At 67.9% G+C, this 14,651-nt stretch carries 12 protein-coding genes and 1 pseudogene; 2 read left to right on the forward strand and 11 right to left on the reverse strand.

Features of this window, described 5'->3' with window-relative positions:
* The 3 genes and pseudogenes from AB1634_02380 to AB1634_02390 form a co-directional block, all read right to left on the reverse strand.
* Positions 1 to 1,433, reverse strand: a 1,433-nt coding sequence (locus AB1634_02380; protein MEW6218362.1) for a DEAD/DEAH box helicase, incomplete at its 3' end; no start/stop codon positions are given.
* Positions 1,434 to 1,530: 97 nt separating this feature from the next.
* Positions 1,531 to 2,708, reverse strand: a pseudogene (locus AB1634_02385) (glycosyltransferase).
* Positions 2,709 to 2,755: 47 nt separating this feature from the next.
* The gene (locus AB1634_02390) at positions 2,756 to 3,412 is read right to left on the reverse strand and encodes a DUF5752 family protein (protein ID MEW6218363.1); all 657 of its coding nucleotides are present in this window, start codon (positions 3,410 to 3,412) and stop codon (positions 2,756 to 2,758) included.
* Between the two features lie 458 nt (positions 3,413 to 3,870).
* Here AB1634_02390 and AB1634_02395 point away from each other — a divergent pair, with 458 nt between their 5' ends.
* Positions 3,871 to 6,153: a methyl-accepting chemotaxis protein gene (locus AB1634_02395; GenBank protein MEW6218364.1), complete on the forward strand. Its 2,283-nt coding sequence runs from the start codon at positions 3,871 to 3,873 to the stop codon at positions 6,151 to 6,153.
* Between the two features lie 306 nt (positions 6,154 to 6,459).
* Here the strand turns inward: AB1634_02395 and groL are convergent, their stop codons facing one another.
* The 6 genes from groL to AB1634_02425 form a co-directional block, all read right to left on the reverse strand.
* Positions 6,460 to 8,094 (reverse strand): chaperonin GroEL, encoded by a 1,635-nt coding sequence (gene groL, locus AB1634_02400; protein ID MEW6218365.1) that lies wholly within the window; start codon positions 8,092 to 8,094, stop codon positions 6,460 to 6,462.
* Between the two features lie 72 nt (positions 8,095 to 8,166).
* Positions 8,167 to 8,457 (reverse strand): co-chaperone GroES, encoded by a 291-nt coding sequence (gene groES / locus AB1634_02405; protein ID MEW6218366.1) that lies wholly within the window; start codon positions 8,455 to 8,457, stop codon positions 8,167 to 8,169.
* Between the two features lie 199 nt (positions 8,458 to 8,656).
* A complete protein-coding gene (locus AB1634_02410; protein ID MEW6218367.1) occupies positions 8,657 to 9,100 on the reverse strand; it encodes a cereblon family protein in 444 nt (147 codons plus the stop codon).
* 34 nt (positions 9,101 to 9,134) lie between these two features.
* Positions 9,135 to 10,118, reverse strand: a complete 984-nt coding sequence (arsS, locus tag AB1634_02415) for an arsenosugar biosynthesis radical SAM (seleno)protein ArsS (GenBank protein MEW6218368.1) — start codon at positions 10,116 to 10,118, stop codon at positions 9,135 to 9,137.
* 13 nt (positions 10,119 to 10,131) lie between these two features.
* Positions 10,132 to 10,464, reverse strand: a complete 333-nt coding sequence (locus AB1634_02420; protein MEW6218369.1) for an arsenosugar biosynthesis-associated peroxidase-like protein — start codon at positions 10,462 to 10,464, stop codon at positions 10,132 to 10,134.
* Positions 10,465 to 10,533: 69 nt separating this feature from the next.
* Positions 10,534 to 11,937 carry an NAD(P)-dependent oxidoreductase gene (locus tag AB1634_02425; GenBank protein ID MEW6218370.1) on the reverse strand — a complete coding sequence of 468 codons (1,404 nt, stop codon included), beginning with the start codon at positions 11,935 to 11,937 and terminating at the stop codon, positions 10,534 to 10,536.
* A gap of 270 nt (positions 11,938 to 12,207) precedes the next feature.
* Here AB1634_02425 and AB1634_02430 point away from each other — a divergent pair, with 270 nt between their 5' ends.
* On the forward strand, positions 12,208 to 12,690 hold the full coding sequence (locus tag AB1634_02430; GenBank protein MEW6218371.1) for a chemotaxis protein CheX: 483 nt from the start codon (positions 12,208 to 12,210) through the stop codon (positions 12,688 to 12,690).
* 85 nt (positions 12,691 to 12,775) lie between these two features.
* Here the strand turns inward: AB1634_02430 and AB1634_02435 are convergent, their stop codons facing one another.
* Entirely contained in the window at positions 12,776 to 13,189 is a 414-nt protein-coding gene (locus AB1634_02435) for a F0F1 ATP synthase subunit epsilon (protein ID MEW6218372.1), read from the reverse strand.
* Between the two features lie 27 nt (positions 13,190 to 13,216).
* Positions 13,217 to 14,647, reverse strand: a complete 1,431-nt coding sequence (atpD, locus tag AB1634_02440) for a F0F1 ATP synthase subunit beta (GenBank protein MEW6218373.1) — start codon at positions 14,645 to 14,647, stop codon at positions 13,217 to 13,219.
* Positions 14,648 to 14,651 lie beyond the last annotated feature (4 nt).

Raw genomic sequence — 14,651 nt, forward strand, 5'->3', positions numbered from 1 at the left:
AAGGTGCACGACAGGGGCTTGCCCAGCAACTGCTCGATGGGCGGCAGGTAGAAGGCCTCGTCCTCGGTGGCGAAGGAGACGGCGATCCCGGAGGCCCCGGCCCGGCCGGTGCGGCCGATGCGGTGCACGTAGTCCTCGGGATCATGGGGCAGGTTGTAGTTGACCACGTGGCTCACGCCTTCGATGTGCACGCCGCGGCCGGCGACGTCGGTTGCCACCAGCACCCGGATGCCGCCGCTGCGGAACCGCTCCAGGGTGGAGAGCCGCTTGCCCTGGGCCACATCACCGGAGATCTCGGCGCAGCTGATGCCGGCGCGGCCCAGTCGCTCGCCCAGCCGCCGGGTCTCGTCCCGGCGGTTGGTGAAGACCATCACCCGCTCCAGGCTCTGGGTGGTGATCAGGTTGTAGAGCACCGCGAACTTCTCGTCGCTGGTCACAAGATAGACCACCTGCCGCACGGTCTCCACCGCCACCTGCTCCGGCTCGATCTCGACATGGACCGGATTCCGGGCCCACTGGTAGGCCAGCCGCTTGACATCCTCGTTGATGGTAGCGGAGTACAGCATGGTCTGCCGCTTCTCCCGGGCCGGCAGCCGATCCACCACCCGCCGCACATCCGGGATGAAGCCCATGTCCAGCATGCGGTCTGCCTCGTCGATGACCAGGATCTCCACAGAATCCAGGCGCACGATGCGGTTGCGGATGAAATCGAGAAGCCGGCCCGGCGTGGCGGCCACCACGTCCACGGGGACACTCTCCACCGCCCGCTGCTGCTTGTCGTAGTCGGCGCCGCCGAAAAGGGCCACCACGGCCAGGGGGCAATGGCGGCTCAGGGTCTCGCCATCGGCGGCGATCTGGATGGCCAGCTCCCGGGTGGGGGCCAGGATCAGGGCCCGGGGCGAGGCAACAGGACGATCGGCGGCCGGGGGCTGGGCCAGCAGGCGCTGGAAGATGGTGACGAGAAAGGCCGCGGTTTTGCCGGTGCCGGTCTGGGCCCGGCCCACCAGATCCCGGCCGGCCAGGGTCTCCCGGAGGGTCTCGGCCTGGATCGGCGTGCAGTAGCGGAAATCCAGATCCGCGATGGCGTGCATGATCCGGAGATCCAGCGCAAAGTCGTGGAAACGGGCCAGGCCTTCCTGGGGCGTCACCGGGAAGGCGTCGAGCTCCCACGCCTCTTGGACCCCGGCCGCCGCCGGGGCAGGGACGGCTTCGGCCGCCGGCTGGTCTGGGCTGCCGGCACCCTTCTTGCGGCGCCGGCGGCGCCGGCGTACCGCCGCCTCGGCCAGCGCCTCGCTGGCATCGGCGGCAAGGGGTGAGGAATCCGGCTCCCCCTCGGCCGGCCGGACCTCCTCTGTGGACAGGGCCGTCGTCCGCCGGTCGATTCCCACCAGGCGGCGCAGGCGGTTGCGGACAGTCTGCAAAAGTTTTCGCATGCTCTTTTCCCGATGATGGCTCCCTGACGCCGGCCACGGCCAGCCGGAAACCCCCGGCTCCATGCCCGGCTGGCTGGCATTCCCTATGGCAGCGACACTATACCTCGATACGGGCCTCGCTGCCGCCAGTCAAAAGGGCATGGATCAAGGTCAGGTATTCCCGGAGATGGCGGGTGAGAAGAAAATTCTCTCGCACGAATTCCCGGGCCTTGTTTCCCATCTCGGCGATCAGCTCCCGGTGATGGAGGAGGAAGCGGGTCCGGTGGGCGGTCCCTTCCGGGGTGCTGACCAGAAAGCCGGTGTGATAGTTCACCACCTGCCGCCGGATGCCCCCCACATCCCCGCCCAGAACCGGCTTGCCCTTCCACAGCCCCTCGGTGACGGTCAGCCCGAAGCCCTCGCGGGTGGATTTCTGGATGACGATGGTGGCCAGGCGCTGCAGGGCGTTGATCGTACGGTGGGCGTCCGGCGGCAGGAGCAGGACATGGATGTCCCGATCCCCCTCGGCGGCCGCCAGCACCTCGTCCAAGACCTCCCTGCCCTCCGGGTCGTCGGTGGCGCCCCCCCGCCGGCCAGGACCAGCTGCACGGGCAGGATCTGCCGGACCAGGCGGTAGGCCTTGATCACGCCCAGGGGGTCTTTGAAGCGATCGAAGCGGGAGATCTGGACCAGGAGGGGCCGGGCCGGGTCCAGGTTGAAGCGGTTGCGCACCGCCTCCAACTCCTCGGCCTCCAGATCCCGGTTCTTGGCGCTCAGGGGGTCGATGCTGGGAGCCACCAGAAACTGGGGGTGGGGCAGGATCTGGGCGAACTCGGCCATGGAAAAGATGCTGGCGTCGTACTGGGCGACATAGGGCTGCAACGCCTTCCAGACCGCGCGCACCGGCTGGCTGATATCGATATGCCCCCGCCAGATCCACTTGCCCTTGCGGTTGGGACAAAGCGCCAGGAGGGCCGCCGGCTGCGGATCGTGGATGACCACCACCTCCGCCTCCTCCAGCAGCGGCCTGAGCCTCTCGGCGTTGTCCGCGTTGACCTCTTCGTAGACCCGCCAGGCCTTCCGGTCCAGAAGCACCGGGTGACCCTGGAGCCCGTTATGGATGGACTTGGTGACGGCAAAGAACTCGCCGCTACCCTGGAGCACCTCCCAGTGGGCATCAAGGCCCAGGTCCCGCATGAGCGGCAGCATCCAGCCCAGGATCTCGGCCACCCCACCCCCTTCCCGGGTGGAATTCACGTGGATCACCCGCCGGCCGGCCAGCTTCCGACCCAGCATGCGCAGCTGGTCGATCACCGCCGCCCCCACCACCGCCTCGTAGGCATCTAGCACGGCTGCCCTCCGTGCTCCCGGAGGCGCCGCACCACCTCGGCCCGCAGCTCCGCCAGGGTGAAGAAGGTGATATCGATGCCATGCAGCGCCTCGACGGCAGGCTGGTATGCCGGACCGGCATCCGTGAGCCAGGCCGAAAAATCGTCGCTCCCCGCGCGGGTCCGGCGCCGGGCCTCCAGAAAGTGGTAGTAGACGGAGCTGGTGGTCATCCGCTCCACCGCCCGGCACAGCTCCTCGGGCCGGGCCACCCGGCGGCCGGTATCGAACACCACCGTGGTGGCCTCCATGAAGAAGAGCTCCGAGCCGACAGGCGCCTGCGGCACCACAAAAACCTCGCTCAGGCGCTGGTCGAGGAGCTCCACGACCTGCTCCCGCAAGGCCTCCAGATCAGGATAGGCATAGGGATCGATGGTGCCCAGCCGCTCGGCGAGAACCCGATCCCCGAGGTGAAACTTGGCCCAGACCGCGAAATCGTTCCGGTAGTCCGGGTTGTCGAAGGAGGGCACCAGGGGCGTTTCACAGAAGTGGTGGTACAAAACCGCAGGGCTTGCGACCGCCAGCCGCTCCCGGAGCTCCCGCAGGTTGACGGCCGCCGGCAGGCCACTCATGCGGATCAGAAGGGCGCAGTCGCGGATGACGAATTCTCCCATGCCTTGGCCCCCGAAGCGTGAAAGGCGGCTGCCGGTCGGCGGTTGCCGCCCCGGGTCACCCAGGACCGGAGGCAACAGCTGGCCGCCAGGCGCCAATCCTCCTGGTCGGATACCTGAATCCACCGCCGGCTGTCAAGGGGAACTGTCCCGGCCGGATGGCGGTGGCCGCTGCCGCCTGGCCGCGGCGCGGGGCCTATCCTGGCCTGTTTCCGCTACGATTTGCTGTTCCCACCCGGAGACGCCTCTGCTATCCTGAGAAGGGCCTTGACCGCAGACCGCTTGCGGCGTGAGCCTGCTTCACACGGATGACACCTGCTGCACGGAGCCGACAACGGGCACGCTGCCTGGAGCCAACGGCCTGTCCCCGGAAGAGCCGTTCGTGTCGGCCACCGGCTGTGGCCGGTTCCCGGGCTGGGAGGGAGGGACGCAGGATGAGCAGGATGACGGTTGGAGGGCGGATGGGGATCGGTTTCGGCACGGTGCTGGTGCTCCTGGGGCTGGTTCTGGCCTTGAGCGTCGCGGGCATCAGCTCCATTGTCGGCACCGCCGGCGGGGTGGTGGCGGGCAGCCAGCTGGACACCGAGCTGGGCAACCGGTTCCTGGACCATCTGCGCTGGCGGGACAAGGTGCTGGCGGTGCTGAGCGAGGGCACCGCCGCCTCCTTCGAGGTGGAGAAGGACCCCCGGCACTGTGCCTTCGGCCAGTGGTATTACGGTGCGGGCCGGCAGGAGGCCCAGGCCCTGGTGCCTGCCCTGGCGCCCCTCCTGGCGGAGATGGAGGCGTCCCATTCGGCCCTGCATCAGTCGGTGGTCGACATGGAGGCCCTCTACCGCCCGGCCGACCGGCTTTTGCCCACCACCCTGGCCACGATCCAGAACGCCCACCTGCGCTGGGCAGCGGCGGTGCGGGATGCCCTGGTGGAGAAACGGTCCAGCCTGGGGGTCGAGCTTGACCCCACCCGCTGCGGCCTGGGTCAATGGCTGGCCGCCAGCGGCTCCCGGCAGGCCTATGCAGCCGCCAGCCCGGCCTTCCGCCAGGCCTTCGACGCCCTGGTGGCCGCCCACGAACGGCTCCATGCCTCCGGCCGGGCCATCGAGGGCAAGATGGCCTTCGAGGCTGCGACCGCCGCCGAGAAGGACCTGCAGGCGGCCCAGGCGCAGCTCCACCTGGCAGACAGTGAGGTCTTCTCCAGCATCACCTCTGTGATGGAGGAGTACATCAACCCCAGGCGGGACGCGGCCCAAAGCTCTGGCGACTTGGCCCGCATCCGCCACTGGAACGATCTCGACATGTTCACCAACGAGGAGGTCCTGCAGGGCTTCCTCATGGCGAGCCTGCTCCTGGGCCGCCTCCAGACCGCCGGCGACAGCAGCGCGGTCTGGGACGGATTCCAGGAGCAGTGCCGGCAGCTGGCCGCCGGGCTGGCCCACTGGCAGCAGCTGGTTCAGGGCGATCCCACCCTGGAGGCCCTGGCCGGCCGCGTCACCACGACGATCGACGGCTGGCAGGCGGCGGCGGACGCCTTCTGGCGCGCCCTCCAGGAGGAGCGCCAGGCGGCGGCCACCATCGCCGAGGCCGTCCGCATCCATGATGAGGAGACCCGGCCGCTGCTCCGGGAGGTTCTGGGGCAGCTGGACGCCATGAAGAGCGAGGCCGTGTCGGCCCTGGAAGGGTACGAGCGGGCACGGGACATCTTCAAGACCGAGACCGCTCCGGCCCTGGCCGCGGTGAGCGAGCTGTTCACTCGGCTGCGAGCCACCGTCAGGGAGAGCATCGGCACCGACACCGCCATTCTGGCTGCTGCCGAGAGGGCGCAAGCCCGAGTGCTGGCCGCCGGCGGCCTGGCCCTGACCGCCGGCCTCGTGGCGGCCTGGCTCATCACCCAAGGCCTGACCCGCCTGCTTTCCCGGGTCTCGGCCGGGATGCACCAGGGCGCCACCCAGGTCCGGCAGCAGGCCCAGCAGCAGGCCGGGGCCGGTCAGAGCCTGGCAGAAGGGGTGGCTGAGCAGGCAGCCAGCCTGGAAGAGACCTCCGCAGCCGTGGAAGAGATGGCCGCCATGTCGCAGCAGAATGCGGACAACGCCAGCCTGGCCAACGGGGTGATGCAGGAGGTGAGCGGTGTGGTCCGGCAGGCGGACGCCGTCACCCGGGACCTCACCCAGGCCATGGCCGCCATTGCAGCCAGCAGCAGCGATACGGCCAAGATCATCCGCGCCATCGACGATATCGCCTTCCAGACCAATCTCCTCGCCCTGAATGCTGCCGTGGAAGCGGCCCGAGCCGGCGAATCCGGAGCCGGCTTTGCGGTGGTCGCCGACGAGGTGCGCGGCCTGGCCGGCCGGGCCGCCGAAGCGGCCCGGCACACCGGCACCCTCATCGAGTCCACCATGGACAAGGTCCGGGCTGGCACCGCCCTGGCGGACCGCACCAACCAGGCCTTCGCGTCCCTGGCGGCCAGTGCCGGCAAGGTGGAGGCCCTCTTGGCCGAGATCGCCGCCGCCTCCCGGGACCAGGCCAAGGGGGTCGAGGAGATCAGCACCGTGGTCAGCCGGATGGATCAGGTGGTGCAGCAGACCGCGGCCAATGCCGAAGAGTCCGCCGCCGCGGCCTCCGAGCTGCATCGCCTGGCCGAGGGCATGCAGGGCGAAATGGCGACCCTGATGCTCCTGACCACCGGCCAGGCCGCGGCCACCGACACCCCCCCCGGCTCCGTCCCCGGTCGCCTGACCCTCCCCCGCTGACCAGCCGCCGCATCGCCTCAGCCCTGCCCCGGGGCCGCCCTCCTGCCGGAGAGCGGCCCCGGGCCTTTTTGGCGGCACCGCGGGGGCGCAGCCCCGCTGTCCTGAGCACCTGCCGGCCCGGCAGGTGCCGGCGGCAGCAAAGGCATGGCCCCCACCGCCGGCGGCCATGGCCAGGTGGTGGTTTCGTACGGGTTCTAGGGCTGGCGCTGCCAAGACGCCGCGCCTGGTCTTCCAAAAGACAAGGGGCCGCCCCCCGATGTGGGGAGGGCAGCCCCTTGTTGGTCTTCTGCGGAGGCGGCCAGCGGCCTAGTACATGCCGCCCATGCCACCCGGGCCGCCGGGCATCGGCGGCGCCGGCTTCTCCTCCTCCGGATGCTCTGCCACCATGCACTCGGTGGTCAAGAGCAGGCCGGCCACCGAGGCGGCGTTCTGGAGGGCGAAGCGGGTCACCTTGGTGGGATCGATGACCCCGGCCTCCATGAGGTCCTCGTACTGCTCGGTGCCGGCGTTGAAGCCCTTGGCCCCTTCCATGGCCTTGACGTGCTCCACCACCACCGAGCCCTCGTGGCCAGCATTGCCGGCGATCTGGCGGATCGGCTCCTCGAGGGCGCGCATGACGATCTTGCGGCCCAGGGCCTGCTCGCCCGGCAGAGCCAGAGCCTCCAGAGCCTTGAGGCTGCGCAGATAGGCCACCCCGCCGCCGGGCACGATCCCCTCCTCCACCGCTGCCCGGGTAGCGTTCAGGGCGTCCTCCACCCGGGCCTTCTTCTCCTTCATCTCGGTCTCAGTGGCCGCGCCGACGTTGATCACCGCCACGCCACCGATGAGCTTGGCCAGCCGCTCCTGGAGCTTCTCCCGATCGTAATCGGAGGTGGTCTCGTCGATCTGGGCACGGATCTGCTTGACGCGGCCCTCCAGCTTGGCCTTCTGGCCGCCGCCGTCCACGATGGTGGTGTTGTCCTTGTCGATCACCACCTTCTTGGCGGTGCCGAGATCGTTGACCGTGACGTTCTCCAGCTTGATGCCCAGGTCTTCCGTGATGACCTGACCGCCGGTCAGGATGGCGATGTCCTCCAGCATGGCCTTGCGGCGGTCACCGAAGCCCGGCGCCTTCACGGCCGCGCAGTTGAGGGTGCCCCGCAGCTTGTTCACCACCAGGGTGGCCAGGGCCTCGCCGTCCACGTCCTCGGCGATGATCACCAGGGGCTTGCCCATCTTGGCGGTCTGCTCGAGGACCGGCAAGAGGTCCTTCATGTTGGAGATCTTCTTCTCGTGGATGAGGAGGTAGGGGTCCTCCAGGGCGGCCTCCATCTTCTCCGGATCGGTGACGAAGTACGGGGAGATGTAGCCGCGGTCGAACTGCATGCCCTCCACCACCTCCAGGGAGGTCTCCATGCCCTTCGCTTCTTCGACGGTGATCACCCCTTCCTTGCCCACCTTGTCCATGGCCTGAGCGATGATGTTGCCGATGGTGGCGTCGTTGTTGGCCGAGATGGTGCCGACCTGGGCGATCTCCTTCTGCTCCTTGGTGGGCTTGGAGACCTTCTTGAGCTCGGCCACCACGCAGTCCACCGCCTTGTCGATGCCCCGCTTGATGTCCATGGGGTTGTGACCGGCGGCCACCAGCTTGGCGCCCTCGGCATAGATGGCCTGGGCCAGCACCGTGGCGGTGGTGGTGCCGTCACCGGCCACATCGCTGGTTTTGGAGGCAACCTCCCGGACCATCTGGGCGCCCATGTTCTCGAACTTGTCCTTGATCTCAATCTCCTTGGCCACGGTCACCCCGTCCTTGGTGATGGTGGGAGAGCCGAAGGACTTCTCCAGAAGGACGTTGCGGCCCTTGGGGCCCAGGGTGACCTTGACCGCGTCGGCCAGGGTGTTGACGCCGCGCAGGATGGATTCCCGCGCCTTTGCTCCGTACTTGAGATCCTTGGCAGCCATGTCTCGTCTGTCTCCTTATCGGTTCTTGGTTGCGTCCGTCGATGTCAGCGTCTGCACGACCCTGCCGGGTCGTTACTTCTCCACGATGGCCAGCACGTCGTCCTCCCGGAGGATGAGGTACTCCTCGCCCTCCAGCTTGACCTCGGTGCCGCCGTACTTGCCGAACAGGATGATATCCCCTTCCTTGACGTCCAGGGTCATCCGCTCACCCTTGTCGTTCAGCTTGCCCTTGCCAACCGCCACCACCTTGCCCTCCACCGGCTTCTCTTTGGCGGTGTCCGGGATGATGATGCCACCCTTCGTCTTCTGCTCCTCCTCCACACGCTTGACCAGGATGCGGTCATTCAACGGCCGAATCTTCATTGTGCAAACCTCCTCCTACGCTGTCGAGTTGTTGGGTGATGACCGGCGGGGCGCAGGGCGCCCCAGGGAAAAACACAAGAAAAACAACAAGATCGGCGAGAATCCCCTTGCCGGGCTCGCGAATGGCGCAAATGGTAGTCACGGGCCTTTCGAAAATCAAGGGCAGGCCGGGAAAAATCCGCTACCAAGGGACGAGACGTCAAGGGCGGGCGCGAAGCCGGTCCAGGACCAGACCAAAAAAGCGAAGGCCGCGGCCCTGGAACAGCCAGCCCAGATGGGCGTGGCAGCGGCAGCACAGGACGTAGCTCCAGGCGCAGCCGGGGAACCAGGTATGCTCCAGGGTGGGCAGGCCGGCCGCGCTGGCCCCAGGCGCCGCGTCAAAACAGCCGATGGTGAAGGCAAAGCCCGCCGGGTTGAAGAAGGTGTGGACATGACCACCGGCAACAGCGATCGCAGCCTCGGGCGTGGTGACTGGCTGGCCGCAGGCCGCGCACAGCAGCTGCGGTCCTTCGCCAGGGTGCGGGCGGCCCGGGCGGGCTTCCTCATGCTGCACCGGGACGATCTCGCTGGCCGGGCGCAACAGGTGCCAGGGCAGGACATGGTCTTCCGGGCCGATCCGGGCCGATGGTGACCAAGAAAACATGGCTTTGGCCAACCTAGGCCGCGATGGAGCCGCCTCAGGTGAAGCCGGCACCCGCGGTGCAGGCGTAGCAGTGGTCACCCACCGCGATGGGCCGTCCTGCCAATGGCAGGGTCGCCAAGTCCTGGACCCGGAGGCGACCGGCCTCCCAGGTAAGCCCTGCCGCCAGGTTGAAATCGCAGTCCGCCAGTTGGCCATGCCAGCCCACGGAAACGAGCGTCCGGCACATGAGGCCGTCCAGGGTGCAGGGATTGAAGCACGCCGCCAACCGGCCCTGGTAGCGCTCCAGGTTGCCTGAGGACTTGAGCCAGGAGCGGAAGCGGCCCAGGGGCGCGTTGGCGAAGGTGAAGAGCCGGTTGAAGCGGATCCCCCAGCGGCTGGCCAGGACCCGCCGGAACTGGCGTTGGGCCTGCTCCTGGCCGGGCGGCAGGAAGGCACCGGCGGGATTGACCACCAGGTTAAGGGTCAGGCCGGTGTCCTCCTGGCCGTAGCCCAGCCGGTTAAGGGCCGCCAGCGCCGCCAGACTGCGCTCCCAGACCCCGCGGCCGCGCAGGCTCGCGGTCTGGCCGGGATCGGTGGAGGGGAAGGAGGCCACCAGCGCCACCTGCAGGCGCCGCAGGAGATCCAGCAGCGGCCGGCCGCCGGGCTCGGTGATGAGGGTAAGGTTGGTGCGGAAGAGCAACTGCCGGCCGGGTTGCACCAGGCCGGCCACCAGTTCCTCGATCCCGGGCACCAGCTCCGGGGCGCCGCCGGTGATGTCGCAGACGTCTACCCGGGCGGTGGCGGCATAGGCCATGACCGCAGCCATGGTCTCGCCGTCCATGATCTCCGGGCGATCCGGGCCGGCCTCCAGATGGCAGTGGCGGCAGGTCTGGTTGCACAGCCGGCCGACGTTGATCTGCAGGGTGGTGATCCCCGTGCGCCGCAGCTCCAGGCCCTGGCCCTCCAGGCGCCGGGCAAAAGGCAGCCAGCTGGCCCGCTCCGGGGCGCCCTCCTCCTGGGCGGCGGACTGGAGGCTCACGGGCAGCGGCTGATCACAAGGAGATGTCCCGGGCCCGGCGGCGCATCTGCACGCCGTGCACCAGGGAGGCGCCGCCCCGGATGGCAGCTGCCACATGCACCGCCTCGGTCATTTCGGCCAGGGTGCCCCCCTTCTCCAGGCAGCCAGTCGTGTAGGCATCGATGCAGTACGGGCATTGCAGGGCGTGGGCCACGGCCAGGGCGATGAGTGCCTTCTCCCGCTCGCTCAGCGCCCCCTCGGCGAATACCGACTGGTAGTACGCGAAAAACTTTTCGGCCAGCTCTGGCGCCTCATTGCCGATCTCGGCGAAGCAGGCCAGATCTTGGCACTGGTAGTAGTCGGACACAGCTCTCCTCCGCATTTCTTGACGAGCCGCTCCTGCCGCCACCGTCCGGCGACCGGCGCGGCATCCTGGCTAGGCCGCCTCCGGCAGGCGACCGGCCCGCAGATCCTCGCCCTCCAGGAAGCGCCGGACGGACTCAGCCGCCTCCTTGCCCTGCAGCACCGCTTTGGCCACGGTCTGGGGGCCCAGCACCGAATCGCCGCCGGCAAAGATCCAGGGGATGCTGGTCTGCAGGGTCACCGGATCCACCACAACGGTGCCCCAGCGGGTCAGGTCCAGCGACGCGTCGCCGGTGACCGTGCGGTCAACGTCCTGGCTGATCGCCGGGATGATCGCCTCGGCCTCGATGATGAAATGGGAATCGGGCACCGGCACCGGACGGCACCGGCCCGAGGAATCGCATTCGCCAAGCTGCATGCGGATACACTCCACCCCGGTCATGCGGCCGTTCTCACCGATGATCCGCACCGGCGCCGCCAGGAATTCGATCTTCACCCCTTCCTCCTCCAGGTGGTGGATCTCCGCCCTGGAGGCCGGCATCTCCTCCCGGCCCCGCCGGTAGAGGATGAAGGCCTGGTCGGAGCCGGTACGAAGGGCCGTACGGGCCACATCGATGGCCACGTTGCCGCCCCCCACCACCACCACCCGTTTGCCCAGGTTGAAGCGCTCACCCAGGTTGACCCGGCGCAGATAATCGACCCCGTGTACGACGCCGGCCAGCTCCTCACCGGGAATGCCCAGCTTGCGGCTGACGTGGGCGCCCACCGCCACGAACACGGCGTCGAAGCCCTCGGCCCGCAAGCTGGCCAGGTCCCTGTCCTGGCCGATCCGCACCCCGGTAACCACCTCGACGCCACAGCTCTTCAAGGCCGCAAACTCGGCCGCGACGATGTCCCGGGGCAGGCGGTAGGCGGGGATGCCCACTGTCAGCATCCCCCCCAGGATGGGCAGAGACTCGAAGATTGTGCAGCTGTAGCCGGCATGCGCCAGATAGAAGGCCGCCGCCATGCCCGCCGGCCCCGACCCCACCACCGCAACCTTTTTCCCCTTGGGCAGCGCGCACGGGGTCGTGAGGTCCTTGTCATGGCTCACCATCCAGTCCACGACATACCGCTCCAGCAGCCCGATGGCCACCGGCTCGCCCTTCTTGCCCCGCAGGCACGCGCCCTCGCATTGGAGCTCCTGGGGACAGACCCGGGCGCAAACCGCCGGCAGACAGCTTGTCCGCCGGATGGTCCAGTAGGCGTCCTCCACCCGCCCCTCCCGCAGGCAGGCAATAAAGCCCGGAATGTCGTTGCCCAGTGGGCAGCCCTTGCGGCAGCCCGGCTTCTTGCAGGAGAGGCACCTCTCCGCCTCCAGGCGGGCCCCAGCCTCGTCGATACCGCAGCTCACCTCGGCAAAGCCCTGCACTCGCTCGGCGACCGGGAGCTCCCGCGGCTGCTGGCGGGAGATCTTCATCCGTTCTTTGACATCCATGACTGCTCGTTCCTCCTCAGGCAGTTTCTCCAGGCCACGGACCCGTGGCCGGGGCGGCTCGTTGATGCACGGCGAAGGTTAGCAGCCTGAGCCAGGAATGCAACGCGTTTTTCCAGGCCGGCCGGCCAGCCTCCGGTGGGCAACCCGCGCCGCTTCCTGCCGTTTTCACAAATCCTTTGGCCTTGTTGCTTGACAAGGAACTGAGTATTATCGGAAGCTGAAAAGGATGTTGGGCCTTCGTCCGTCAACCAGCTAGCGGGTAAGATCTGCATGGATGCCAATCTGATCAATCCCTTTCTGATCGCGGCCAAAAACGTCATCGAGACCATGGCGCAGACGCCGGTCAAGCCCCAGAAGCCGCGGCTCAAGCAGGCCAAGACCACCTACGGCGAGGTGACCGGCATCATCGGCATGATCTCGGATCAGGTGGCCGGCAACATGATCCTCTCCTTCAGCAAGGCCTGCATCCTGAAGATCGTCGCCAACATGCTCATGGAGCCGGAGAAGGATCAGGTGGATGATTCCATCATCGACGCCGTGGGCGAGCTCACCAACATGATTTGCGGCGGCGCCAAGGCGGAGCTGGCCAAGAAGGGCATGAAGTTCAATCTGGCCACCCCCACCATGGTGGTCGGCAAGGGTCTTGAGATCTCCTACTACTCGGAAGCTCCGACCATCGTCATCCCCTTTGAGACCCCGGGGGGGGAGTTCGTCATCGAGGCCAACCTGGGCACCCGTGCCAACAGGGGTTGAACAGGCTCGCTACAAGCACAAAAGGGCCATCGCCTGAGGCGACGGCCCTTTTGTGCTTGTAGCTCCTGCTGGTGGGGGGAGACGATCAGCTGCCCCGCGCCACCTTCAGCCGTGCCATGGCCCGCTGCAAAGCTGCCTGGGCCCTGGCCACATCGATCTGCTCCCGCTTCTGGACCGCCTCGGCCAGCCGTTGCTCGGCCCGCTCCCTGGCCCGCATCGCCCGGTCGACGTCGATCTCCTTACCCCGCTCCGCGGTCTCCACCAGGAAGGTGATCTTGTTGTTGGAGACCTCACAGAAGCCGCTCGAGACCATCAGCGTCTCCTCCTTGCCCCCGGCCTTGTAGCGAAGTATGCCGATCTTGATCGTGCTCAGGAAGGGCGCGTGGTTGGCCAGGACACCGAACTCGCCGGCGATGCCGGGGGCGGTGACGATGTCCACCTCCTCGCTCACTGCCGCGCCCTTCGGGGTCACGACCTCCATCTTGATCCGTTCAGCCATGGCGAGATCTCCTTGTCCCTGGCGTCATCAGGCGCTGGCCTGAGCCTTCGCCTTCTCCACCGCCTCTTCGATGCCGCCGACCATGTAGAAGGCCGCCTCGGGCAGATCGTCGTGCTTGCCCGCCAGGATCTCCCCGAAGCCCCGCACCGTATCCTTCACGGACACGAACTTGCCCTCCTTGCCGGTGAACGCCGCGGCCACCGTGAACGGCTGGGACAGGAAGCGCTGGATCTTGCGGGCCCGGGACACCGTCACCTTGTCCTCCTCGGAAAGCTCGTCCATGCCGAGGATGGCGATGATGTCCTGGAGGTCCTTGTACTTCTGCAGGGTCATCTGCACGCCCCGGGCCACCCGGTAATGCTCCTCCCCCACGACGTAGGGGTCGAGGATCCGGGAGGTGGAGTCCAGGGGGTCCACCGCTGGATAGATGCCCAGCTCGGCAATCTGCCGGGAAAGCACGACGGTGCCGTCCAGGTGAGCGAAGGTGGTCGCCGGCGCCGGGTCGGTGAGGTCGTCGGCCGGCACATACACGCACTGCACCGCGGTGATGGAGCCCTTGGTGGTGGAGGTGATCCGCTCCTGGAGCTCGCCCAGGTCCGTGCCCAGGGTAGGCTGGTAGCCCACCGCCGACGGGATGCGGCCCAGGAGGGCGGACACCTCGGAGCCGGCCTGGGTGAACCGGAAGATGTTGTCCACGAAGAAGAGCACGTCCTGGCCCTCTTCATCCCGAAAGTACTCGGCCGCCGACAGGCCAGTCAGGGCCACCCGGGCCCGGGCGCCCGGCGGCTCGGTCATCTGGCCATAAACCAGGGCGGCCTTGGGGAGCACGCCGGAGTGCTTCATCTCCATGTACAGGTCGTTGCCTTCCCGGGTGCGCTCGCCCACGCCGCAAAACACCGAGATGCCGCCGTGGTGCATGGCGATGTTGTTGATCATCTCCATCATGATGACCGTCTTGCCGCAGCCGGCGCCGCCGAACAGGCCCATCTTGCCGCCCCGGGGGAAGGGGACCAGAAGGTCCATGACCTTGACCCCGGTCTCCAGCACGTTCACCTTGGTGTCCTGCTCGGTGAAGGCCGGGGCCGGCTTGTGGATCGGCCGCATCTTGTCCGACTGGATGGGTCCGAGGCCATCCACCGGCCGGCCCACCACGTTCATGATCCGGCCCAGGGCCGGCGGGCCGCAGGGCAGCTGGATGGGCGTCCCGGAGGCCCGAGCCTTCATGCCCCGCACCAGACCGTCCGTCTGGTCCATGGCCACACACCGCACCACGTTGTCGCCCAGGTGCTGCGCCACCTCGATGACCAGGTTCTCCGGCTGGTCGTTGATAGCCGGGTTGCTGACATAGAGCGCCTCCATGATGGAGGGCAGCTGCCCCGGCTCGAACTCCACGTCCACCACCGGCCCGATGACCTGGGTGACCTTTCCGAACACATTCCCTGCTGATGGTGCGCTCATATCG

It is taken from the genome of Thermodesulfobacteriota bacterium, assembly GCA_040755095.1.
Lineage (GTDB): Bacteria > Desulfobacterota > Desulfobulbia > Desulfobulbales > JBFMBH01 > JBFMBH01.

Bases quoted from the DNA above. Each gene is read 5' to 3' on its own strand.
- AB1634_02390 (MEW6218363.1), bottom strand. From the start codon at position 3,412: ATGGGAGAATTCGTCATCCGCGACTGCGCCCTTCTGATCCGCATGAGT.
- AB1634_02395 (MEW6218364.1), top strand. From the start codon at position 3,871: ATGGGGATCGGTTTCGGCACGGTGCTGGTGCTCCTGGGGCTGGTTCTG.
- groL (MEW6218365.1), bottom strand. From the start codon at position 8,094: ATGGCTGCCAAGGATCTCAAGTACGGAGCAAAGGCGCGGGAATCCATC.
- groES (MEW6218366.1), bottom strand. From the start codon at position 8,457: ATGAAGATTCGGCCGTTGAATGACCGCATCCTGGTCAAGCGTGTGGAG.
- AB1634_02410 (MEW6218367.1), bottom strand. From the start codon at position 9,100: ATGTTTTCTTGGTCACCATCGGCCCGGATCGGCCCGGAAGACCATGTC.
- AB1634_02425 (MEW6218370.1), bottom strand. From the start codon at position 11,937: ATGGATGTCAAAGAACGGATGAAGATCTCCCGCCAGCAGCCGCGGGAG.
- AB1634_02430 (MEW6218371.1), top strand. From the start codon at position 12,208: ATGGATGCCAATCTGATCAATCCCTTTCTGATCGCGGCCAAAAACGTC.
- AB1634_02435 (MEW6218372.1), bottom strand. From the start codon at position 13,189: ATGGCTGAACGGATCAAGATGGAGGTCGTGACCCCGAAGGGCGCGGCA.
- atpD (MEW6218373.1), bottom strand. From the start codon at position 14,647: ATGAGCGCACCATCAGCAGGGAATGTGTTCGGAAAGGTCACCCAGGTC.